Origin of the sequence: Nocardia sp. CC213A, from assembly GCF_030766805.1 — a bacterium.
Classification (GTDB): Bacteria; Actinomycetota; Actinomycetes; order Mycobacteriales; family Mycobacteriaceae; genus Nocardia; species Nocardia otitidiscaviarum.
Window position 1 is genome coordinate 131490 of record NZ_JASFXA010000003.1, and the last position, 22853, is coordinate 154342.

Here is a 22853-nt window from a genome sequence, read left to right on the forward strand (position 1 = left end):
CCGGTGCGCACACGGGCCGTGTCGTGCAAGCTGCGGCCGGGCACACTCATTACACTCCCGGCACATGAAGCGGTGTGGTCGCTATGGATTTGCTGTTGTGCTTGCCGTCGCTGGACTGTTCACCGCGCCGGCGAGTAGTGCCGATCCGGGGCAACCGCCGGTGCCGGCGAACGATCCCTTCTATGCGCAGCCGGAGTCCTTGAGGGGACTGTCGATGGGGCAGGTTGTGGACAGTCGTCCCGTCAGCGTCGGTGTGATCCCGACCAGCACCCAATTCAGTTCGTGGCAGGTGAAATACGTCAGCCAGGACACCAAGGGCAAGCCTTGGACGACAATGGCGACGATCATCCGGCCCGCCGGTCGGCCCGGTCCCGCGAAGCTACTCGCTTTCCTACCGTGGATCGACGTGCTCGACACCACGTGCAATCCTTCGTATCAGTTGCGGACCGATTACTCGTACGTGGCGTCCTCCGGAATGATCGGGGAGATGACGAATCTGAGCGCGGCTCTGGATCGTGGCTGGACCGTCGTCGTTCCCGATTACCTGGGACCGGAAAACCATTTCGCCGCAGGGTATGTCGAGGGTCGCAACACCTTGGACGGAATTCGCGCTGCTCTGAGCTTCGCTCCCGCGGGGCTCACCGGTGACACTCCGGTCGGAGTATTCGGCTATTCCGGTGGTTCACGCGGTGCGGAGTTCGCCGCCGAGCTGGCCGACGGTTACGCGCCCGAACTGAATATCGCTGGTACCGCGGCCGGTGGCCTGCCTACCGACATGGCTGCCACCAGCGCCTTCATCAACGGTGGACCGTTCGCCGGTATCAACTATCAGGCGGCGTTCGGTCTGGCCCGCGCCTACCCCGAACTAAACATAGCCGCGTTCTTCGCCGATCCGAATTTCGAACGGACCCTTGCGTCCATGTGCCAGGCCCAAACCCTGGCGTCATATCCGTTCACCTGGATGCAGGACCGGACGGTGGACCGCGCCTGGCCGCTGGGCGAGCCAGAGGTCACGGCGGTGCTCGAAACCCTGAAGGCCGGTCGCTACGGCACACCCAACGCTCCTTTGTACCTGTTCATGGCCGAACAGGACCAGATCGCCATCACCGCCAACACCGATGCCCTGATCGCCGACTACTGCGCCCGCGGCGTACCCGTCAGCTACATCAAATACCCTGGCACCGAACATGTCAGCGCCGAGACCGTCGGTTCCGGCGCCGCATTGGACTGGCTCGCCGACCGCCTCAACGGCATCCCGGCGACCACCACCTGTTCGTGATCGGAAAAGACTCGCGCGCCTCGTCAGGCTCCGAATTCGGCGACCGCGTGGCGAACTGGGAGCGTCGTGCCGAGATCCCGATGCTGCTTTTCGCGGTGGCGTTCTTGCTCGCATATGCATGGCCGGTGCTGGACCCGACTCTGGACACCGACCTGCGCACATCACTCGATGTACTGTCCTGGACAGTATGGGGTGCCTTCGCTGTCGACTTCGCGATCCGCTTGTTTCTCGCCGAACGTCGCGGGCGGTATGCGCTGCGGCGCTGGTATGACGTTGCCCTACTCGTGCTACCGATGCTGCGCGCTTTCCGGCTCCTTCGAGTCCTCGCTGTGATGCGGCTGCTCAATCGCTCGGTCGTCGGATCTCTTGCGGGACGCGCATCGATGTATGTCACCGGAGCAGCGGTGCTGACCGTATTCCTGGGCGCGATTGCGGTATTGGATGCCGAGCAGGAGGCGCCGGGGACAAGAATCACGAACTTCGGTGACGCGCTGTGGTGGGCATCGGTCACGGTGACCACTGTGGGGTACGGCGATCACTATCCCGTAACGTGGCAGGGTCGATTGTTGGCGGTCGGTCTGATGATCGTGGGTATCGCCGTTGTCGGCGTGGTTACCGCAGCCGTCGCATCGTGGTTCATCACCAACGTCCAGCGCGAGACCGAATTCGATGATCGCTGACAGATCCTCAGTAATCGAGCACGTGTGTCGGCTGACAGACATCCATGGGTGATGGAAGGTAGCGGACCAGGGCGTCCAGGAGCGGGGCGACATCATCGATACGTCGCGGTGCCACACTGCACAGAATCGGGACGACGTCACCGATGCGAGTGCGGTACCGGATCAGGTGGTGCACTCTTTCGGTCGAGACCGTTCGGGGGTTCGGGAGGGCGGGCCGGCCGAGCACCGTAGCCAGGAGTCTGTGACGCCTCTGCTCGGCTAGTACCGCCTGGACTCCGTGAGGCTCGCGGTCTGCCGCTTCGTATGTCACCATCGCCACCAGGTCGATGGCACCCGCGAACTCGGTATCGATACCGATCGGCATCTGCAGCGGCAATGGCGCTGCGCCGCGTGAGTCGGCGACCGCTCGCACGCAGCGATCGAAATCGGCGCCTGGCTGATCGAGTCCGGTGACCAGGCACAATCGTGCGATCTGATGGTCGTCGGCGACCCGCAGCATCGTTTCGAGCCGTGCTGGTCGGTTCGAAGCAGCATTCACGACAGCCACAACGCCATCCGCCAGACGGATCGCCCGTTCCATATCGGGGATGGGTGTGTGGCTCGATAGCTCCGCGAGGCGGATCGTGTGGTCGACCCCGTCGGCCGTCCAGCGGAACGCGACCGGGGTCGCCGCGCCGACCTTGTCGAGGTGGCGGGACAGCCGGTGGACCACCCGCGCTGTCTCGTCGGGATGCCCCATCACCGTTACATTGCGAATCGCCTGCGGGTCAATAGCTTTGGTGCCCATCGCGGTGCGGTACTCCAGATCGACGCGCGGATGCCCAGCATCCCAATCCGGCCCCACCGTACTCCCGCCCCCGCCCCGCTGGGCGGGATTTCCGCGACAAAGTAGAACGTGTTCCTATACGGTCGGTCTGTGCAGAAAGAACAACGCCCCGCCGTGGCAGACTGGTTCACTGCGGAGGACGGTGCGGTACGTCTGAAGGGGAGCCGCTGCGAGGTGTGCGGCACGCCGTACTTCCCTCGGAACACCCTCGCCTGCCGCAATCCGCGGTGTTCGGCTCCGAAGGACGGCTCCGAGCTGGTCGAGTACCTGTTCTCCACGCGTGGCCGGATCTGGTCCTATGCCGATGCGCGATACAAACCGCCCGCGCCGTACGTCTCGCCGGACCCATTCGAGCCGTACGTCGTCGCGGCCGTGGAACTTGAGGTCGAGCAGATGGTGATACTCGGGCAGGTCGTGCGCGGGTTCGCGGTGGACGACCTGGCTGTCGGCATGCCGGTCGAGCTGGCGCTCGGCACCTTGTACGAGGACGACGAGGCGGAGCGCACGGTGTGGATGTGGAGGCCGGTCAATGACTGATACGAATCGCGATATCGCCGTCCTCGGTGCGGGCATGCACCAGTGGGGCAAGTGGGGGCGGAACTTCATCGAGTACGGACTGGTCGCGGCGCGCGCCGCGCTGGCCGATGCCGGAGTGGACCACAGCGAGGTCGGCTATATCGCCGGAGCGGACACCATCCGGAACGGCTATCCCGGCTTCGTCTCGGGCGCGACGTTCGCCCAGGCGCTGGGTTGGTCGGGTGCACGGATCTCGAGCAGCTACGCCGCCTGCGCCTCCGGCGCCCAGGCGATCGCCAATGCCCGTGCCCAGATCCTGGCGGGACTCTGCGATGTGGCGCTGGTGGTCGGCGCGGATGCCACCCCGAAGGGCTTCTTCCAGCCGGTCGGCGGCGAGCGCCGCGACGACCCGGACTGGTTGCGCTTCCACCTGCTCGGTGCCACCAATCCGATCTACTTCGCGCTCTATGCTCGACGCCGGATGGCGATCCACGGTGCCACGCTCGACGATTTCGCCGCGGTCAAGGTGAAGAATGCCAAGCATGGGCTGAACAACCCGTATGCCCGCTACCACAAGGAGGTGTCGGCCGAGGAGGTCGCCGCCTCGGCGGTCGTGTCGGATCCGCTGCGGCTGCTCGACATCTGCGCGACCAGTGACGGCGGGGCCGCGCTGGTGCTGACGTCCATGGAGTACGCGCGGCGGCACGGTATCGCCGACCCGGTCCGCATCCGGGCGCTGTCGACGGTGACTCCGACGTTCCCGAAAACCGTGCTCGACCTGCCGGATTTCGCGACGGATTCCGCTGTCGCCGTTGAGCCGCCGCCGCGCACGTTCCGTTCCGCCATCGCGTACGCCGCGTACGAGGAGGCCGGGATCGGGCCCGCCGACCTGTCCTTCGCGGAGGTCTACGACCTGTCCACCGCGTTGGAACTGGATTGGTACGAGGACATCGGTCTCTGCGAAGTGGGCGGTGCGGAGGAGCTGTTGCGCAGCGGCGCAACGACATTGGGTGGGCGCGTGCCCGTGAACCCCAGCGGTGGACTCGCCTGCTTCGGTGAGGCGATTCCCGCGCAGGCGATCGCGCAGATCTGCGAACTCACCTGGCAGTTGCGCGGGCAGGCCGACGGCCGTCAGGTGGACGGTGCGCGGGCCGGTATCGCGGTGAATCAGGGGCTGTTCGGACACGGATCTGCGATTATCGCTACTCGCTGACGGTTGTGCGCGCGGGAACCCGGCCGTGTCCGGGTTCCCGGTGGTGTGGCGGATCGGCTTCGATCCATCAGAAGGGTGGGCGCTCCGTACCCCCAGCGGTACCGCCCATACCGCACATGGTGTTTCCGACCACGACGCGGTGACTGTCGTGGTGAGCTCGGAGGTTGCGTCGTCCCGGTGGGATGTAGACGTGGAGTAGTTCGGTGAGTGTGTTGATTACCGGGCCGGGGTCGAGTAGTGGTGGCGCGGGTTGTGGGTCAACGGGTTTCACCGGCATTGCGGGTATCGGGATGTGGGGGAACAGGAAGTTCGCGCCTTCGGGGTTTGTGGTGATGGTGTCGCCGGTGGGGGTGCGCCATTCGATGCGCCGGTGCGGGTGATGGGTCACCGTCCAGCCGTTGAGCCCGTGATCGGCCAGGGTTTTGAGTCGGTGGTGGCGGCGGCAGCGGCAGCCGAGGTTCTGCTCGGTGGTGGGGCCACCCGAATCGGGGGAGCGGTGGTCGAAAGGCTGCTGGTGATCGAGATCGGTCACCGCGGCCGGGGCGTGGCAGCCGGGAGCCCGGCAGATCCCGTCGAGTGCCCGCACCCGTGCCGCGAGGCTCGCGCTGGGGCGGTACCGCAGTTCCGGCGACTCGGTCGGGGACGGAAGGGGAGTGGCGGTGGGCGAGGATGAGTCCGCATGGCGGTCGCTCGCACTCGGACCGCCGTCGGCGCGGTCGATCGCCGTTGACGGGAGGTTGTCGTCGATGGTCTCGCTGGCAGTCTCGGGGATGACGTGGAAGCGGGCGTGGCAGGCGATCTGACGGGCGAGGTCGGCGTCGATCGCGCCGAACCCGGCCAGCAGTGCGGGGTTGTCCTGCACTTCGAGCAGGGTGGCCGCACTGACACCGACCTGCACCAGCGCGCGACGCGCGGTCGGGACCGGATGATCAGGGTCGCGGCGCGAGCAGTCGGGAAGGTCGCAGCCGCAAGTGAGTTGCCCGCTGCCGTCGGCGAGGGCGACCAGGGCGTCGGCGCGACGCTGATTCATGGTGCGCGGGTCGGCGGTGCAGCACTGGGTGATCGCCATCTCTCGCAGGCGTTCGAACAGCGTCCATCCGCCGGCGGCGGGCAGCACGGCGTCGACCACGGCGGTGCCGTCGTCGGCGGCGCGGACGGCAACGTAGCGCTCGCGTTCGGCCTCTTGGCGGCGGCGCGTCTGTCCGGCCGGGTCAATTTCGAGCAATTTTCTACGGATGGTGCGCCGCAATCGGACGGGATCACAGCGTTCGGCACGAGCGACGACCGTGTCCTCGAGCTGGGGCACGGTCTCGTCGGGCACGTTGACCAGGGTGTCGTGGATCGCGCGTACCCGCGCCAGGTCGATGCGGCCCTGCGCGAAGGCCCGTCGGGTCGCGGGCAGCCGCTGCAATCCCATACCGAGCGCTATCAATCCGTCCGCGCTGCGCTGCGAGACGCGTACCGCCACACCGATTTCGGTGGCCGCCGATTCCCCGGCGTACCGCGCCGCGACCCCGGCCTCGAGCTGCTGTGTCCGCCGCAGCCGGTACAGCCGGGTCATCAACGCGACCTCTTCGGCTTGCGCGGCAGCGATGTGTGCGTGGACCGCTTGCAGTCGCGCCACCAGCTCGTAGCTGGTGGGCTCGACCTCGGCGGGATCGCTCATATGTTCGACTCTACCGGCGTGGGTTGCGACACGAAAGTCGAGATCGCGCGACATGCCGAACCGATTGAGAAGGTTTGGACACACTCATGGTGGAACGCGCTTTGCGTGATAGTCGGGGCTCTGCTGCCGCTCAGGTAACTTGCCAAGCCACGCAAGCTCCCGGCCCGCGGGAAATCAGGATTACGGCGTCTTCCAGCGTGCAATAGATCGATTGCACACATCGATCGCGTCGGATGGATTGTGTGGTTACGCCGGGCTCATGTCGTTGTCGGGAATATTGCCAGGGTGTGGGGGGATACCCAGATGCGTTGGCCTATCTGCACATCAGATGGGATCACGGGATCGATCAGAACAATGCCTGGCGCGAGATCGAGTGCTAGTACCCCATCGTCGTATATAACGGAGACTAGGCCACATACTATGGTCCTGTCGCCGGATGTCTTGATGCCGACAGATTCTGATTCAGTGCCGGCCGTGGCCCCCAGTGTAAATCCTTCGATTTGTAGTTCGATGCTGTAGGTATCACCTTTGCGCGCTGTCGATTCTCCTTTCCAGACGGCCGTCCAGTCTCCGCTTCGGGAACGGACAGCGGTCATTTGTCCTGGGTAGGCTTCTTCTAGAAGCGTGATCTCCATTGATGGATCTTTCTGCAAGTAACGCAAAGGCTTGTGGTGGAGGTGGTAGTGGAATTGAATGGGGGGTCACTATTTCGGCGCGTCGTCCCCTTGATTGTGAATCACTTCTTGCCAAATCTTCTCGACTTCTGTACTGCGCTCCATGGCGATACAGTTTTGGTCAACCATCGAGAATATTAGCCGCAGACTTTCGGGAGGGATCCCGCATTGGTTGTGCAATAGACGCATGACATGCATTTTCTGCACTGGTATTGCGCCTGAGGCTCGAATGTGCGAAATGGTGTCTTGGAATGAGCAGCCTGCGGCTATGAAGTCGCATAAGAGCTCATGGTCAGCCGGAGCGGATCGGGGTGTAGATTCGTTATGCTGATCGAGAGTGAGACTGACTATCCAGAAGTGGTACTCCTCTTCTGAGACCGAGCACAGTCTAGTCTCATCCAGAGATACCGCATCGAATTCCGGGGATCCAGTTACGCCAGCAATCCGAGAGGGAAGGTGTTCTCGAATGAGGTCCCGCACATGTAGGATTTGGTGTCGAGAGCCTCGCCCAGGAAGTCCCAGTAAGAATTTTCCATCATCCGAGAAGATGCCTGTGTTGTGAGCTTCACTCGTCCAAAGTCGGTCCAATTCATCGATAGGATTGGGCGACGCAATGGGAACTGTGAACCTGGGTTCGACTTCGTACCGGGCAACGGTGCTAATTACCTGCTGGGAATAAATGTGATGCAACTGAGCAGCGGAAACGACTTCAAGGCCGGCTGACGACAGTGCGTCCCGAAGGTTGCTGTCTATTTCAGCTGTACCGCTCATTCTATCCTCTTGGTTTAGGAATAGGTATGGTTTGGTGATCTAATTGCAGAGATGGTGGCGGCCTTGGTATCGGTTTTGTTGCTTTCTGCTGATAATCTTCAGCCACTTCTATGATATCTAGGTCTGAAGAGGTTGACGCATTCTCAACAATAGTTCGCAATAGCTCGAAAGCTGCGGATTCCTCTAGGAGTTCACATACTCGTCGGTACTCCCAATCTGTTAGATTATCGCGGTTGAGTAGTTCCTCAATGTGTCGATGTAGCTTATCGAGCAGCGTATTTCTGTTGAGTCGCAGTAGTGCGGCTCTAGCGGGTCCGATATTCTCTGGATCGCCTAGCGTTAAATCGAACACTTCTGTAAACAGTGCCGCTATGAGCTCCACCGGTGCATCTTGGAGAACGCGCAGCGCGGTGCCTCTTCGTTCGATATTCTTCAAGGCTGCTCGGAATCCGTTCTCGGCATCAGGTGATGACCATAGCTTATGTCTGAGGCGATAGTATTCCCGCTCTGTTTCGACCAAGCTGCCCCAGGCTGAATCGGAATCCATCATTCACCTATTTGATCCTCCCGCCGTACTGCCAGGGCAGGCTGGCGTACAGGTCTTGAAACTCGGACAGTGTCATCGACCGTGTCGGGTAAATCGCACGGTGACCAGCAGGCATCGGTCCTGATACGTCCCGGTCGTCAGCCATCGCCTCGGCGTGGACCGCTTGCAGTCGCGCCACCAGCTTCGTCGCTAGTGTACTCGAGCTCGGCGGTATCGCTCATATGTTCGATTTACTGGCGATAGTCGCGACACGAAAGCCGAGATCGAGCGACGTACCGAACCAATTTTAAAATCCGCACCCATTCATGGTGGACGCAATCTGCGGTCGCAGTCGAGGCTCTGCTGATGGCTCGTCGCTCGCGCAAGTTCATCCGTTTGCTCGTGAACTATCGAATGAGAGAACTCAGCTCTCGCTTCTGGGGTTAGGGCCGATTTCGATTCCGGAACGGGGCATACCAGTCTCTCGGTAGATTCTGGATCGTCGCAATTTCTGCAATCGTGTCGTTGACGATAGCGAAAGACCTGAAGGTGGGTCCGTAGTATTCTGCCGACATGGCCCACTCGCGCGTCACAACGCGGAGTATTCCATTGTGGGTACCGTGAATATCCAATTCGGATCTAAAACCTATTAGTTCCTCTTGGTGTATTGTCGTGGTCCCGCGGTCCTGCGCTTCGGTGAAGCTGAGGTGCCAGATCGTTTCCCATTGGCCATCGTCCCACCTTCTGAAGTCACCCCATTTCGTCTTTCGGATATTGGACGAGGAGTACTCATTGGAACTGGAATTCATATCAGCAACCTTATCCTTAATGTCCGGGTGTAAACTTGGCTATCCACTCCATTTCGCGATTCAACACCTCAAATGAATCGGGGTGGAAGATCGTCTCTGCGGGTACTCCCTCGCCTGCATCTCTGACCTTTACCAATCCACTGTCGACAAGCTGCTGGTATATCGATTCAGGCAACCTCCCAATGATAACGGTAGAAGGAGAGTTGGGATCCACCCGCAACCCCCATTCGTATGCAGATTGGACGCCTGGCGAGTTGCCGCCGTCGACTTCGTGGGTGAAGAAAGAACCAGGGCGACTCATTAGTCCGCGGTGTGTAGCAGCCCGTCCTTCCTCGGCGCTCAACCCATTGCCGACGATACTTTCCGCGTGTCGCTGAGACGTACCGTGTGCGAAGTCCCGGTAGCTGCACGCTTCTGGCGCCAGCCCCAGTGGATCACTCCACGTTGTGGGGTTGTGGGGGTAGATATTCGGGTTGGACGCAGGTGCGAGCCCGATGGGGTCTTGGGTGAGGTATCGACTGGTGGCGGGATCATAAATCCGGTGAAGGTTGTAGTGAAGCCCGGTTTCGGGGTCGTATATCTGACCGGGAAAACGCAGAAGCGTGGTCACGCCAGCCCAGGTAGTAACACCCCAGAGATCTGTAGTTGCGGTGGCGCGGGCTTCAACATTGATCGGGTCGACGAGGTTGGTGGGAGCACCGACGAGGTCGGACACAACAGCGTAGAAACCGCGGTTGATCGTGGACTGCGTCAGTGGTGTATGGGTGCCGGGTTGATAGTGCCAACGGGTTGACACGCCACTTGAGGATTGTTCAGCGAGATGGGTTCCATCCCACGTGAAATCAATGCGCTCAAGAACGGTGCCATTGGTGGTGAGTTTCTGTTTTGAACTACGTCGGCCAAGCCCGTCATATGTGTAGCGCCACCACTCCTGCTCCGGAGTCCACACATCCGTCAGCTGATCGAAAGCGTCGTAACGGAAGTGCCAGATCGCTGGCTTTCGCGACAACCGGGCGGCGGTTTTGCGGATCAGGCGCCCCGCTGCGTCGTAGTGGTAGCGGGTGCGGCCGTCTCGGATCAGGAGGTTGTTGTGGTATTCGCGGCGGGTGCTGCCGATGGTTGATTGGTTGAGGGTGGCGGCGGGTGGTTCGGGGGTGGGAGAGGTTGGCGCACCCGGCGTGTAGCTCTCCGTGATGTTGCTGAGGGCGTCGTAGCCGTACTGCTCGGCGAGAACTCCGTTGCGGGTGAGGGTGTTGACTCGGCCGATGGGGTCGAGGGTGTAGTCGACGTGGGTGGTCGCGTTTTCGGTGTGGGTGGTGTGGGTGGTGATGTATCCGTCTGGGCGCCAGGTGTATTCGTCGGTGCGGAGGTGGCGGGGTTCGGGGCGGGGGCTGTTGTCCAGGCCGAGAGTGGAGAGGAGGGTGGGGAAGCCGGTGACGGTTTGTTGTTGGAGGCGGCCGAGGGGGTCGTGGGTGTGGGTGATCGCGAGTTCGCCGATGGTCCATTCCGTCAGTCGGCCCGCTGGGTCGTGGGTGAAGCCGATGGTGTGGCCGTCGGTTTCGAGGGTGGTGGGGCGGCCGGACCAGTCCCAGCGCCAGCGGGTTTCGGAGCCGGTGGGGGTGATGCGGCGGGCGCGGCGGCCGAGGGGGTCGTATTCGAACCGCATGGGGGTGCCCGCGTCGAGGGTTTGGGTGGCGAGTTGGCCGTCGGGGGTGTGGGTGAAATCGAGGGTGTGGATGGGGGTTTCGGCTTCGCCGCTGGTGGCGGAGAGGAGGCGGCCGAGGGGGTCGTGGGTGTAGCGGCGCCAGTGGCCGGAGTCGGTGGTGATTTCGGTGAGGCGGCCGAGGATGTCGTAGCGGTGGTGGCGGGTGATGCCGGTGGCGGGGGTGACGGTGGCTACTCGGCCGGCCGGGTCGTGGGTGTAGGTGGTGGTCGCGCCGTTGTAGTCGGTTTCGGAGATCAGGCGGCCGGCGGTGTCGTAGCGGTAGTGCCAGGTGTGGCCGAGGGGGTTGGTGACCGAGGTGAGGCGGCGTTCGGTGTCGTAGGTGTAGCGGGTGGTGGCGCCGTCGGGGTCGGTGCGGGAGATTGGGAGATCCCAACTGGCGTAGGTGAATCGGGTGATGCCGCCGGCGCGGTTGGTGTGGGTGAGGAGGTTGCCTTCGCCGTCGTAGGTCCAGGACTCGTGGTGGCCGTCGGGGTCGAGGCGGCGCAGGAGCTTGCCGTCGGGGGACCAGTGGTAGCGGGTGGTGTGGCCGAGGGGGTCGGTGACGGCGGTGGGGCGGCCGAAGGCGTCGCGGGTGATGTGGGTGGTGGCTCCGAGGGGGTCGGTGACCGTGACGGGGAGGCCCGCGGCGTCGACGGTGACCGCGGTGCGGGCCGTGTTGGGTTCGGTGACGGTCGCTACCGCGCCGTTGGGGTGGTAGGTGTAGGTGGTGCGGATGCCGCCGGGAGTGGTTGTGGCGGTGAGGTTTCCGTGGGCATCCCAGTCGCGGCGGGCGGTGGTGCCGTCGGGGTGGGTGATGGTTTCGGGGCGGTTGCGCCAGGCGTAGGCGATATCGATGGAACGGCCGTCGGGGCGGACGATGCGGGTGACGTCGCCGTCGGGGGAGTAGGTGTAGCGGGTGACCGCGTTGTCGGGGGCGGTGACCTGGAGGGGGCGGCGGTCGGCGTTGTAGTCGATGCGGGTGTGGCCGCCCGCCGGGTCCATGATGTCGCGGACGCGCAGGTCGTGGTCGAAACCCCGGGTGGTGACGGCACCCTGGGAGTTGATGTGGCGGGTGATGTGGCCGGTGCCGTCGGGGTAGTCGAGGTAGTCGAATCCGGCGTTGAGGACGCCGTCGGTGCCGTGCTGGAGGATGACGCGACCGGCGCTGTCGTAGGTGTTGACCATGGTGGTGCCGCGGGAGTCGGTCCACGACAGCATGCGGTCACGGTCGTCGTAGGTGTAGCGGGTGGTGGCGCCGGAACCATTGGTGACCGCTGCCAGATTGCCTGCGGCATAGTCGAATCGGCGGACGGCGGTCCTGGATTCGGGACCGTCCGGGCTGGTCGTGTCGACGACGGTCAAGCCGGTCACGCGTCCGAGGGCGGAATCGGTGGCGACCTCGATGTGGTAGCCGCCGGTGTGCGTGATGGCGGTCGGGGTGCCGTCGGGGGCGTAGTGGAAGCGAACACGGTTGTGGTGGCGGTCGGTGATCGCGGAGATCGGGTACACCCCGAATAGCCCGTCGAGTTCCGGATCCGGGCTGAAATGCCAGATGATTTCGCGCTCAGGATCGGAGACGCGGTAGGTGCCGGTATCGGTGCGGGCGCACGTGTATCGCGCGCCGCCGACCAGTGGCTCCACCGCGATGCCGGGATCGGCGTGCGGGTAGGCCAGCAGCAGGCCGTCCTCGCCGAGGAAGGTCACCTGGTGCTCGTCGACCACGACGCGCATATCCAAGGTCGACGACCAGGTGGGGCCGAACCAGCGGCCCCAGCGGTAGTTCGAGCGGTGCCGCCGGGTCAGGATCAGGGGGAGCACGCCGGGCAGCGTGAGATCGGTTTCCGGGAGTAGGAATTCACCGGTCGCGGCATCGACTGGGTCGCCGCATTTGGCGACATCGGCGTCGGTCTGGGTATGCGCGGGGTCCTTCGCGGCGTCGGCCACATCGGGATCCGACTGGTGCGAATCCTCTTGTCCGTCTTGGTTGTCACGGTTGGGATCGGTATCGCGGTCGCCGGTGTCGTCGCGGCCGTCGTCGCTCTGGTCACGATGGTCGTCGGTGTCGCGGTCCCGGGCACCGTCGTCGTTTCGCGTGTCCGGTTCGCGGCCGTCGGCGGGGTGGCGGTCGGGTGCCGAACCCTGATCGGGTGCCTGTCGCGTATCGGGTGCGAGGTCGGCGCGCGGGGCATTCGGGCTGTCGGGGAGCGGGCGGGCGGAAGTCCCGGCGTCCAGGTTGGTTCGCGGATTCGTATCCCCGGGCTGGGCGCGTGGACCGGCCGGAGCGTCCGGAGTGGGACGCGGGGCGGGGCTGTGCGGAGTTGTCGCGGTGGGGGACACCGGCCCTCGGCTCGCCGGGGTGTCGGCGCGTGCGGGACCGGGCGCCGGATCAGCGCGCGGCGTGGGGGCGTCGCGGGGCGGGGCAGTGTGCGTGTTGGCGGGTGTCGAATGGGTGTGGGCGGGTGCGGTCGTGTCGGATGTGCGGGTGCCGGGCGTGTCGGCCGGGCTCATGCTGTCGGGACGGGTCGCCGCGTCTGCGGGTGTGCGTCCGCTGTTGTCGGCGTGCGGGTTGTCCGGAGTTGTCGATGCCGGGCTGAGAGTGGAGTCCGGCTGCCTGTCGCCCGCATCCACGTCGGTATCCGAATGCGGCTGCTGCTCCGGTCGATTCGCGGCCGGATCGGAATGTGGTTGGTTCTGCGGCGGGTTCGTACCGGCCGGGTCGTTGCCGCGCGGCCCGTCCGGGGCGGTATCGCGGGGTGTCGTGGCCGGATCGACGTCGGGTCGCGTCGCGCCCGGGGTATCGGAGATGTCCGGATGTGTGGGCGGCGTGTAGGTATCGCGCAGTGGCCCCGGCGGATCGGAGTCCGGGCGAGTGCCCGGCGTGCCGGGATCATCGACGCGGGCCGGTCCCGCCGAGGGAGTGTCCGGGCGCTGCGCCGGTGCCTCCGGTGTCGGATCGGGGCGCGTCGCGGGCGAATCCGGTTCACCCCGAGGCTGATCGGCGGACACCTCGACCTGCCCGTCGTCATCCGCGCGATCGGCGGGCTGTTCGCGCGCCGGGGCTGGCTGATCATGTTGGGCGGCCTGCACACTGGAGTCGGGGCGATCCGGTTCTGGAGCAGCGCCCGCGCCCCGGTCTTGCACCGGGGCGTCGGCGTCACGAGGCGGAGCGTCCGTGCCGGGCGTATCCCGTTGCGGCGCAGTAGTATCGATATCGGCACGCGGATTCGTGGCCGCCGGATCGGAGCGGGACTGAACCCTTCCGGCGCGGCCCGATCGACGGGTGCGCGGGTCGGCACCTCGGGTCTCGGCCGGACCGACGGGGCCAGATTGTCGACCTTGTTCAGCAGCGACGGCGCTTTGGCGGCCAGTCCGGCACCGCCGGTCGGAACGGCGGTCGCGACATCGAAGGCCACGGTGCCGAGGGCTTCGAACGGATTGGCCCGCGCGTCGTCGATCAGCGCGTCCACCATCGGCCCCGGATCGGCCGCGGTGGTCACCAGGCCCCCGGCCAGATTCGACATGTTCTCCAGGTACTCACCCGGATGGGTCAGGTTGTAGGTGTCGGTGGGGTTGAGCTTGCGGACGAATTGCAGCAGCCCCGACGCCCCGCTGAGTACACCGTCGGTGAAGCTGAGATTCGCGTACTCGCCGATCTGCGCCGCGTCTTCGAGGTTGGCCGCCATGCGGGAGACGAACGGCGGCTCCTCCGGCGCCGCGGCTTTGGCCGCGGACAACGAGGCCACCGTTTGATCGGCCGCGGTGTCGCGATTGGTGCGTGCCCGGGACAGGATGTCGCGCGCGGCCTGGAAGCGCGGTGACCAGGTGTCGGTCACCGTCGCCCGGTCTTTCTGCTCGTCGGTGAGCGAGTTCCACCAGGCCAGCACCCGCCGCCGCTCCTGCACCGCTGCCTTCCATTCGGCGATGGCGTCGGCGGCCAGACCCTGGGCCGCCGATACCGCCGAAGCCCAGGCCTCGAGCGCGGTCTTGGCATCGGTGAAGGCATCGGCGGCCTCGGTCCAATTGCCGGGCTGCGGTGAGAATCCCACCCGGTACCCGTCCGCGCCCAAGCCGTGCCAGTCGCTGATGTTCCCGACCGCGCGCAACCCCTCACCGGTCTGATCGGCCGCCTGCGACAGCTTCCCCAGACTGTTTCCGGCCTCCGTGATCGCCGACGGTTCGCCGCGGATCAGCTCCTTGGGGTCCTCGGTCTCCCCGAGTTCCCGCTCCTCGACCGCCCCGCCCAGCGCCGAGGACACCTGGTCGCCGGCGTCGTCCAGCGCCTCGCCCACCCCGTCCCAGCCGACGGAGCGGGCGGCGTCCGCGCCGACGTCGAGTACGTCGTCGATTGCCTCGCCGACCGCCGCGGTGGCGGATTCGGCCGCGTTCTCGACGGCCTCCCCGATCTGATTGGCCTTGTCCTCCAGCCAGTCCCCGATACCCACGCCCGGACTACTCCCCCTGGCCGCCTTGTGGATTCAGCAGTGGCGCGTACTTCTGCTGAATCTGCTCGACCTGGGCGGCCGCGCCGGTATTCCAGCCCGGCGCGGGGAGTCCGTCCGGGGCACCGCCCGTGCCGATCGTGGCCGGATTGCTCAGCACGCCCAGGTTAGCGGCCGCCTGTGGGCCGACGGCCTGCACGATCTCCCAATTCATCTGCGCGGCAAGGGCCGCGCGGTCGAAGGATTCGCGGCTGTAGTCGGGATTGCGGATGTGGTTGAACGAGTTGTCGGCGAGTGTTTCGCCCCAGTCGCGGGCGGCGATCTGGTCCTTGGTCAGGTGCGGGTTGCCCGCCATGCTGGTCCACAGCACCTTGAACATGGTGGAGGCTTTGTCCTCCATGGCCTGGTAGCGGCCCGCGCTCAGGCCCAGCGCCTGCGCGATCTGATTGCCCGCCTGCACCAGCGCCCGCACGCCCCAGGACCACCGCTCGGTGTAGGACTCGAATTCGGACTGCACCGACTGCTTGCCCGCCTCCAGAGCGGACAGGGTGAGCAGCGCCAACCCGCGCCCGGACGACGCGGTCTCCTTGATCCCCACCTCCGCCAGTGCGTCGATCATGCCGTTGATGCCCTTGGCGGTCTGCTCCAACGCCGCCGGATCGACCTGCAACCCGTCAACCGACACTGTCGCCCTCCCTCGTCATTCCTACAGCCGGTACGTGATCCGGACCGGGGCAGCGTCTTCCCACTGCTCGGTCGCCGCGGCGGGCGGTGTTGGACGGCTGTCCCGGGCGAGTTGCCCGAGCAGTTCGGCCGCGGCGGCTTCGGCTTCCTCCCTGGCGCGTTCATGGCACCGGGTGATGGCCGCGGCGAGTCGGGCGGGTTCGACGGTCATCGCGGCGGGTGAGATCTGGAGGTCGGTGATCGTCCCGTACGCATCGGATTCGACGATCACCATGCCCCCGGACGCCTCGGCACGTCCGCGCACCGTCGACATGGCCCGGTCGATTCGCTGAGCGTGGGCACCCTGTTGTTCCGCGGCCACGCTCACCACCCCCTCTCGGCGTCGTGCCCGATGGTAATCCACGCCGGTGTCGATCAGGACCTTCCGGCGCTGTTCCGCGGATCACTCTCCCGAGCTCAGAAGTCGAATACGCTCCCGGTCGCGCCCTTGCCGTGGCAGTCGTTCGGGAAGGTCTTGGTGAAAGCGACCGCTCGGCCGCGCCAGGTGCCGCTGGCGGCGTAGACGACCGGGTCGTACTCCTGCGTGCAGATGGCCTGCCGGTTGACGTTCAGTGCGTCGAAGTCGCCGTCCACGGCGTCCAATTCGGCGCAGGCGCGGTCCGCGGCGGGGTGGTCGCCGCCCACATCGGGTGAGCATCGCAGGGTCACCGTGCGGGCGGTGTCGCGGTTGTCCGGAGCGGCGACGGTCAATGTCAGTTCGGTGCGTTCCGGATCGGAGTCGGCGCAACCGCTGACCGCCACGACCGCGACGGCCAGCACGCATATCGGGAACAGGGCGCGCATGGGGGATGCTCCTTCGGTCGTTGGGGGTGTGTCGGGCGTGTTGACCGTACTCGATGCGGTCTGACTATTACTGTGCGCGAAATGCGTCGAGTTCTGCTCGTCTTCACCGCCGCTCTGCTGTGCGCGGGATCCGCGCACACGTCCGCCGTCGCCGAACCCGGCGGCTGGCAGCGGGCGCTGGAGGACATCGTCGCGCATGGGGCGGCGGGGGTGCAGGCGCAGGTGCGCACGCCCGCGGGAGTGTGGGACGGGTCCGCGGGGGTGGTGCGGTTGGGGCGGCCGGAACCGGTGCCGAGCGGCGGGCGGTTCCGCATCGGCAGTATCACCAAGACGTTCACCGCGACCGCGCTGTTGCAGCTCGTCGGCGAGGGCCGGATCGGGTTGGACGATCCCGTGAGCCGCTGGCTGCCCGAATTCGGGGTCGATCCGCGGATCACCGTGCGCATGGTCCTCGCGCAGAGCAGCGGCCTGCTCGACTATCTCAACGGTGGCGGTGGCTACCCGCCGATGGTGGGTGACACGCTCGGCGATATCCGGCGCACCTGGCAGCCGCCCGATTTCGTGCGGTGGGCGACGGAGAAGCCGCTGCAATTCGAGCCGGGCAGCGGGTGGGCCTATTCGAACACCAACTACATCGTGGCGGGCCTGCTCATCGAGCGGGCGTCAGGGCTGCCGTACCACGTGAACATCTACACCCGGATCACGCTGCCGCTGCTCATGTTCGGCACCGGTGTACCGCAGACCTTCGATGGCATTCTCGGCCCGCACGCCCACGGCTACTACGACTACGGCGGCGGCCTGACCGACGTCACCGACCAGAACCCCTCGTACGTGTGGGCGGCCGGCGGCATCGTCTCCTCCACCCAAGACCTGCACACCTTCCTCACCGGCCTGCTGGACGGCCGCCTGCTGCCCCCGCATCTGCTGGCCGAGATGCGCGCCTTCCGGCACGTGAACGGTTCCTACGGCTACGGCCTGGGCCTCTACGAATTCCGCCTCGCCCCCGGCTGCCACGGCCACGGCCACAACGGCTACGTCAACGGCTTCGGCTCCCTCGCCCTGCGCAGCCCCGACGGCAGCCACAGCGTCGCACTCTCGATCACCGACACCACCGGCTACGGCTTCACCGCCGCCGTGGACCGGTTCGTCCGGTCCGCCATGTGCGCGGGCTGAACCTCACAAAGGGAAGGCGGGCCCGTGTGATACCGCGGGCCTGGCTAGAGTCGATTTTCGTACTGATCGAGGACACCCCTAGGACGTGTGTTGACTACCGAGCACCTTGACCGCTGGAACGCTCACGAGGCTTCCGCGGAGGCGATGATTCCGATTATCGGGAAGCTGTATCGGGAGAAGGGGGTGACCATTCTCCTGCACAGCCGATCGCTGGTGAACAAGTCGGTGATCAGCATTCTGCGGACGCATCGGTTCGCGCGGCAGATCGAGGGGGAGGAGCTGTCGATCGAGGAGACGCTGCCGTTCCTCGAGGTGCTCGCCGGGCTGGATCTGGGGCCGTGCAAGATCGACCTCGGGCGGCTGGTGACGGCCTATCGTGCCGAGGGCGGCGGGCGGTCGGTGGCCGAGTTCACGGCCGCCGTGCTGGCCGAGGTCACCGACGGCAACAAGGCCGAGCAGGGGCCGCGGGATGTGGTGCTGTACGGCTTCGGGCGGATCGGGCGGCTGGTGGCGCGACTGCTGATCGAGAAGACCGGCTCCGGCAACGGGCTGAATCTGCGGGCCGTGGTGGTGCGCAAGGGCGGCGAGGGTGATCTGGCCAAGCGCGCCTCGCTGCTGCGGCGGGATTCGGTGCACGGGCAGTTCAACGGGACGATCAAGGTCGACGCCGAGAACGATGCGATCATCGCCAACGGCAATGTGATCAGGTTCATCTACAGCGACGACCCGACCACCATCGACTACACCGCCTACGGCATCGACGAGGCGATCCTCATCGACAACACCGGCAAGTGGCGCGACCGGCAGGGCCTGGCCCAGCATCTGCGCCCCGGCATCGCCAAGGTGCTGCTCACCGCACCGGGCAAGGGCGATGTGCCGAATATCGTGCACGGGGTCAACCACCGCGGACTGGACCTGTCGGAGCGCGTCGTGTCCTGTGCCTCGTGCACGACCAATGCCATCGTCCCGCCGCTCAAGGCCATGGACGACGAATTCGGTATCGTCCGCGGCCACGTGGAGACCGTGCACTCGTTCACCAACGACCAGAACCTGCTGGACAACTTCCACAAGGCCGACCGCCGCGGTCGTTCCGCGCCGTTCAACCTGGTGCTCACCGAGACCGGTGCGGCGTCCGCGGTGGCCAAGGCGATGCCGGAGTTCAAGGCCAAGATCACCGGCAATTCCATCCGCGTGCCCACCCCGGACGTCTCGGTCGCGATCCTGAACCTGCAGCTCCAGCGCGAGACCACGCGCGAGGAGGTGCTGGAGTACCTGCGCCGGGTGTCGCTGTCGGGTCCGCTGAGCCGCAATCTGGACTACACCGCCGCCACCGATGTGGTCTCCAGCGATTTCATCGGTTCGCGCGCGGCCTCCATCGTGGACGCCAACGCCACCATCGTCGACGGCGACACCGCGATCCTGTACCTGTGGTACGACAACGAATTCGGTTACTCGTGCCAGGTGGTGCGCACGGTGCAGTACATCTCGGGCATCGAGTACCCGACCTACCCGCGCACGGGTGGTCACGACAGCGCCGCCGAGATTCCGGAACTGGTCGCCCAGTAGTCGGTGCGATCGCGAAAACCCGGGTACCGCCCGGGTTTTCGCGCTGACCACGGGATAGACTCGACGCGTGGGGACGGGGATGAGAATCCTGGTCGCCTCTCCGCTCGGGAAGGTCGTCGAGCCGATCCTGCGGCAGGCGCCGGGCGTGTCCAAGGTGGCGGTGGCCGCCGACCGGCGGCAGGTGCTGGCGGCGATCACCGATACGGTCCGCTTCGATGTGGTTGTCGCCGACCTGATCTGGAACAAACCGGAACTCGAGTACAGCTTCGACGGCCTCGATGTCGTCGATATGGTGGCACTGATCGATCGAGATCCGCGGGTGCTGCTCGCGGCGCAGGGCCACACCATGGAGCAGGACCACCTGGACGAGGCGCGCCTGTCACCGGCCGTGGTGGGGGTCTTCGAGAAGTCGGCCGGGGTGGACGTCCTGCTGGCCATGATCCGCACGGCGGCCGTCGCCCCACGCCGCGGCGGATCGCCGACGCCCGGCGGACCGCGCTCGCTGTACGAATGCTTCCAGGGCAAACGCGGCGCGACCGCGGGCCGGATGGCCGGGGCCATCGCCGCGGGACGGGCCACCGACGCGTCCAGTCTCGCCCACGCCGCCGGGGTGGGCCGCAACACCGCCAACAAGATCACCAACGTCTATCTGGGGCCGATCATCAGGGAGCGGGCCGAACACGATCCGGCGCTGCCGCTGACCCTCGGGGCCGTCTACCGGTGGTGCGGACTGCATTCCCGCTACCTGGTGAGCTGGTGCCGACGCAACGGCTACCCGGAGGTGCTGCGCGCCGGGCAACGCTCACCGGGCATGTCCTGGCAGCGGTCCTGACGGCTCACGCCCGGACGGCGGCGGTCAACTCGTCCGGATCGACCCGATAGCGGCCCGACGGCATCGGCGCACCGCAGACGATGGCCCGGGCCGCGGCGGCCGCCAGCGCACCTGCCACGCCCACCGCGGTCCCCAATTGCGGCCAGGTGGGCAGGGTCCGGCCCACCTCGGTCAGCGAGGCGCGGGTGCGCGGTGAGACAGCGTCACCGACGATGGCGTGCACCATCTCCAGCCTGCGGGCCGGGTCGGTCAGCGCCGCCCGATCCGCGGTGAGATCACCCGCCCGCCCGCCGAACAGCGGCGCGTCCGGCTCCAGGTCGTAGCGTTCCACGTCCAGGAAGGCGCCGTCCCCGTGATCGGTCGCCATGACCACCGGAATGCGCGCGGCGCGCGCCCGCACCCGGATATCGACCTTCATGGGGAGGTCGTCCATCTCCTCGACGACCACCGCCAGCCGTCCGGCTCCGCGGCCGAGGAAGGCCGCCGCGTCGCGGGCACGGTACCCGTTCGAGAAGGTCGTGAACTCGGTGTAGGGGTCGATCTCCCAGGTGCGCCGTTGGGCCAGCAGGAGTTTCGGCTCCCCGAGGTCGCAGACCGACGCGGGCAACCGGTTCAGGTTCGTCGGCCCCAGGGTGTCGTGCTCGGCCAGCCGGAAGCGCCGCGCCCCGGTGAGCGAGCACGCCGTGAGCACGGACGCGCCGACGCTGAGCCCGGCGATGCCGATCGGCGCCGACGACCAGAGCCGCTGTTCGGCGGCGGTGATGAGCCACCGGTTGCGCGCGGTGCGCAGGCGGTGGAAATGCTCGTCGTCCGGTAGCCGGACCAGCACGCGACGCCACGGATAGGCCACGTAGCGGCTGATCTCGTCGAGCGATCCGGCCGCCTGCGCCATGGCCGCCAGGGCCGCGAAGTCGTCGGCGCCCCCGTTGCGGCGGACCGCCAGACGCGGATGCCGGATGGCGAGGAGTTCGGGCAGTGCGCTGGTCCAGCCGTCGACGTATCGGTAACCGGACGCCGTGGCGCGCAAAGCCGTGATGCGGGCGTAATCGCGTGCGGGGTGCAGGATCTCGATCATGAGCGGGTGTCCGTCCACTGGTGTTTGACACCGGGTCCGAATCCGGCGGAGCCGAAATCGTGCACGGTGATGAGGGGTTCGGCGGCCGCGCCGAGCGTCCGGTGGAGGCGGCGGTACTCGTCGTTGGTCCGGTCCAGCGTCTCGATCACCCGCTGCCGCAACCGATCTCGGAAGCCCGGGTAGGGGACGGATCCCGATCGCAATTCGACGCGCAGTGCCAGGGTCTGGGTGAACTGTTCGTCGCTCAGCACCGAGAGCACGAACTTTCCGCTCGCGACATCCACGATCTCGGCGTGTTCCAGTGCGGCGCGGATATTCTCGGGGTAGATCTGCAAACCGTAGAAGGCCGCGGCGATATCGGTGCGGCGATGCAGGGCCAGATATCCGCAGGACGCGGTGGACGGGCGCACGGGTATCCGGTGCCCGTGCTCGCGCAGCGCCTCGGCCAGCGTGTCGGCCGACAGGACGCGCCCCTGATCGTTGATCCGGTAGCGCACCAGCGGAATCGAGCTGTCGGAGGTGAACAGGAAGTACCCGTCGGGGTCCACCTCGGTGAAGCGATACCCGGCGTCGTACTCGACGAAGGTGGGCTGAATCGGGTCGCCGCCGAACAGTTCCCGCCCCAGGGCCGCGTCGGCGCGGGCGGCGCGGCGAACCGCGATCGTGGTGGGCGTCTCGTGACCCATGATGCCCGCGTCGGCGGTGCCGTAGACGAGGCAGATCTCGGTCGGCCGGTCGGTTTTGCCGATCCGGTCCAGCATGTGGTCCCGCCACCGCTCGGTGATCGCCTCACCGGCCAGCAGCAGCCGGATATCGTGGCGCAGCACCGTTTCCGGGGCTCGGTCGAGCACATCCTTGACGAAGGGCGGGTAGCCGGCGAGCACCACCTGCTCGTAGTGCGGTCCGAGCCGCTCGATGTTCTTCAGGATGGTGTCCGGCTCGATACCGGGTGCGATGACCGATACCCGCAGTCCGCGTCGGCGCAGGGCGAGTGCGGCCGCGTAGGTGTAGGATCCGCCGATCCAGTTGCCCATGGCGAAGCCGATCACCAGCAGGGTGGACCGGCGCGGCGATTCGAAGCAGTGGCGGAGGATCCTGGCGTACAGTTCGGCGCCCTCGTCCAGCGCCACCATATCGCGGGGCCAGTAGGTGGGGTGGCCGCTGGAACCCGAACTGCACGACCAGGTGCCCGCGCCGGTGATGTCGCCGTGCCACAGCAACCGGTCGATCGGATAGCGTTGCAGGTAGTCGGTTTTCGTGGTGGGCGGTACCGCGGCGAAGTCCTCGGGTGTGCGGACGTCGCTCGGGTCGATGCCGTGCTCGGTGAGAAATTCGGCGTACGCGGGCACATGTCGCGCGGTGCGCTGGAACAGATCGAGCGCACGAGCGAAGCCGGGTTCGGCCTCGACGGGGGTGCAGATGGGGGCGGACACGATCGCTGCTCCTTCCCTGGTCGGCCGAAACCTGTGGCGGCGGCCGTATTCGGATGTGTCGCGACGATCGTCCGACGGGTCCGGCAACGGCTGAAAGAACTCGATACAAGGTCCATACGGCTCCTGCGGGCCCGGTGGGTCGC

The 22853-nt window shown here is 66.1% G+C and carries 18 protein-coding genes; 7 read left to right on the forward strand and 11 right to left on the reverse strand.

Going from position 1 to position 22853, the window contains the following annotated elements:
- Positions 1 to 64: 64 nt before the first annotated feature.
- Entirely contained in the window at positions 65 to 1279 is a 1215-nt protein-coding gene (locus tag QJS31_RS06560; protein ID WP_306356189.1) for a lipase family protein, read from the forward strand.
- Positions 1276 to 1959, forward strand: a complete 684-nt coding sequence (locus QJS31_RS06565; protein WP_306356190.1) for a potassium channel family protein — start codon at positions 1276 to 1278, stop codon at positions 1957 to 1959. The genes QJS31_RS06560 and QJS31_RS06565 overlap by 4 nt, the downstream gene beginning before the upstream one ends.
- Positions 1960 to 1966: 7 nt before the next feature.
- Here the strand turns inward: QJS31_RS06565 and QJS31_RS06570 are convergent, their stop codons facing one another.
- Positions 1967 to 2746, reverse strand: coding sequence for a GTP-binding protein (locus QJS31_RS06570; RefSeq protein ID WP_306356191.1), 780 nt, complete (start codon positions 2744 to 2746; stop codon positions 1967 to 1969).
- A gap of 153 nt (positions 2747 to 2899) precedes the next feature.
- On the opposite strand from QJS31_RS06570, the gene QJS31_RS06575 reads away from it, so the two are divergent.
- Together QJS31_RS06575 and QJS31_RS06580 are read left to right on the forward strand one after the other, a co-directional pair.
- Positions 2900 to 3322 carry a Zn-ribbon domain-containing OB-fold protein gene (locus QJS31_RS06575; protein ID WP_306356366.1) on the forward strand — a complete coding sequence of 141 codons (423 nt, stop codon included), beginning with the start codon at positions 2900 to 2902 and terminating at the stop codon, positions 3320 to 3322.
- Entirely contained in the window at positions 3315 to 4514 is a 1200-nt protein-coding gene (locus QJS31_RS06580) for a lipid-transfer protein (protein WP_306356192.1), read from the forward strand. The genes QJS31_RS06575 and QJS31_RS06580 overlap by 8 nt, the downstream gene beginning before the upstream one ends.
- A 67-nt stretch (positions 4515 to 4581) precedes the next feature.
- Here QJS31_RS06580 and QJS31_RS06585 read toward each other — a convergent pair whose 3' ends face one another.
- From QJS31_RS06585 to QJS31_RS06620, 8 genes are all read right to left on the reverse strand, one after another.
- Positions 4582 to 6180, reverse strand: coding sequence for an HNH endonuclease signature motif containing protein (locus QJS31_RS06585; protein WP_306356193.1), 1599 nt, complete (start codon positions 6178 to 6180; stop codon positions 4582 to 4584).
- A 257-nt stretch (positions 6181 to 6437) separates the two neighbouring features.
- Entirely contained in the window at positions 6438 to 6815 is a 378-nt protein-coding gene (locus QJS31_RS06590; protein ID WP_306356194.1) for a hypothetical protein, read from the reverse strand.
- A gap of 811 nt (positions 6816 to 7626) precedes the next feature.
- Complete coding sequence (locus tag QJS31_RS06595; RefSeq protein ID WP_306356195.1) at positions 7627 to 8175, reverse strand: hypothetical protein; 549 nt, start codon at positions 8173 to 8175, stop codon at positions 7627 to 7629.
- Positions 8176 to 8976: 801 nt separating this feature from the next.
- Complete coding sequence (locus QJS31_RS06600; RefSeq protein WP_306356196.1) at positions 8977 to 13002, reverse strand: DUF6531 domain-containing protein; 4026 nt, start codon at positions 13000 to 13002, stop codon at positions 8977 to 8979.
- 167 nt (positions 13003 to 13169) lie between these two features.
- Positions 13170 to 15107 carry a putative T7SS-secreted protein gene (locus QJS31_RS06605; protein ID WP_306356197.1) on the reverse strand — a complete coding sequence of 646 codons (1938 nt, stop codon included), beginning with the start codon at positions 15105 to 15107 and terminating at the stop codon, positions 13170 to 13172.
- A gap of 7 nt (positions 15108 to 15114) precedes the next feature.
- On the reverse strand, positions 15115 to 15789 hold the full coding sequence (locus QJS31_RS06610) for a hypothetical protein (protein ID WP_039811755.1): 675 nt from the start codon (positions 15787 to 15789) through the stop codon (positions 15115 to 15117).
- Between the two features lie 21 nt (positions 15790 to 15810).
- Positions 15811 to 16149 (reverse strand): YbaB/EbfC family nucleoid-associated protein, encoded by a 339-nt coding sequence (locus QJS31_RS06615; protein ID WP_306356198.1) that lies wholly within the window; start codon positions 16147 to 16149, stop codon positions 15811 to 15813.
- A gap of 95 nt (positions 16150 to 16244) precedes the next feature.
- Positions 16245 to 16631, reverse strand: a complete 387-nt coding sequence (locus tag QJS31_RS06620) for a subtilase-type protease inhibitor (RefSeq protein ID WP_282778476.1) — start codon at positions 16629 to 16631, stop codon at positions 16245 to 16247.
- Between the two features lie 81 nt (positions 16632 to 16712).
- Between QJS31_RS06620 and QJS31_RS06625 the strand changes: the two genes are divergently transcribed.
- From QJS31_RS06625 to QJS31_RS06635, 3 genes are all read left to right on the forward strand, one after another.
- Complete coding sequence (locus QJS31_RS06625; protein WP_306356199.1) at positions 16713 to 17804, forward strand: serine hydrolase; 1092 nt, start codon at positions 16713 to 16715, stop codon at positions 17802 to 17804.
- A 90-nt stretch (positions 17805 to 17894) separates the two neighbouring features.
- Positions 17895 to 19370: a glyceraldehyde-3-phosphate dehydrogenase gene (locus QJS31_RS06630; RefSeq protein ID WP_282778480.1), complete on the forward strand. Its 1476-nt coding sequence runs from the start codon at positions 17895 to 17897 to the stop codon at positions 19368 to 19370.
- Positions 19371 to 19437: 67 nt separating this feature from the next.
- The gene (locus QJS31_RS06635; RefSeq protein ID WP_306356200.1) at positions 19438 to 20202 is read left to right on the forward strand and encodes a response regulator; all 765 of its coding nucleotides are present in this window, start codon (positions 19438 to 19440) and stop codon (positions 20200 to 20202) included.
- Between the two features lie 4 nt (positions 20203 to 20206).
- Here QJS31_RS06635 and QJS31_RS06640 read toward each other — a convergent pair whose 3' ends face one another.
- Both QJS31_RS06640 and QJS31_RS06645 read right to left on the reverse strand, forming a co-directional pair.
- Entirely contained in the window at positions 20207 to 21277 is a 1071-nt protein-coding gene (locus QJS31_RS06640; RefSeq protein ID WP_306356201.1) for a ThiF family adenylyltransferase, read from the reverse strand.
- Positions 21274 to 22710, reverse strand: a complete 1437-nt coding sequence (locus QJS31_RS06645; RefSeq protein WP_306356202.1) for a phenylacetate--CoA ligase family protein — start codon at positions 22708 to 22710, stop codon at positions 21274 to 21276. The genes QJS31_RS06640 and QJS31_RS06645 overlap by 4 nt, the downstream gene beginning before the upstream one ends.
- Positions 22711 to 22853 lie beyond the last annotated feature (143 nt).

Coding starts and splice junctions, on each gene's coding strand:
- QJS31_RS06570 (WP_306356191.1), bottom strand. CDS start 2,746: ATGGGCACCAAAGCTATTGACCCGCAGGCGATTCGCAATGTAACGGTG.
- QJS31_RS06620 (WP_282778476.1), bottom strand. CDS start 16,631: ATGCGCGCCCTGTTCCCGATATGCGTGCTGGCCGTCGCGGTCGTGGCG.
- QJS31_RS06580 (WP_306356192.1), top strand. CDS start 3,315: ATGACTGATACGAATCGCGATATCGCCGTCCTCGGTGCGGGCATGCAC.
- QJS31_RS06640 (WP_306356201.1), bottom strand. CDS start 21,277: ATGATCGAGATCCTGCACCCCGCACGCGATTACGCCCGCATCACGGCT.
- QJS31_RS06625 (WP_306356199.1), top strand. CDS start 16,713: ATGCGTCGAGTTCTGCTCGTCTTCACCGCCGCTCTGCTGTGCGCGGGA.
- QJS31_RS06585 (WP_306356193.1), bottom strand. CDS start 6,180: ATGAGCGATCCCGCCGAGGTCGAGCCCACCAGCTACGAGCTGGTGGCG.
- QJS31_RS06595 (WP_306356195.1), bottom strand. CDS start 8,175: ATGATGGATTCCGATTCAGCCTGGGGCAGCTTGGTCGAAACAGAGCGG.
- QJS31_RS06590 (WP_306356194.1), bottom strand. CDS start 6,815: ATGGAGATCACGCTTCTAGAAGAAGCCTACCCAGGACAAATGACCGCT.
- QJS31_RS06560 (WP_306356189.1), top strand. CDS start 65: ATGAAGCGGTGTGGTCGCTATGGATTTGCTGTTGTGCTTGCCGTCGCT.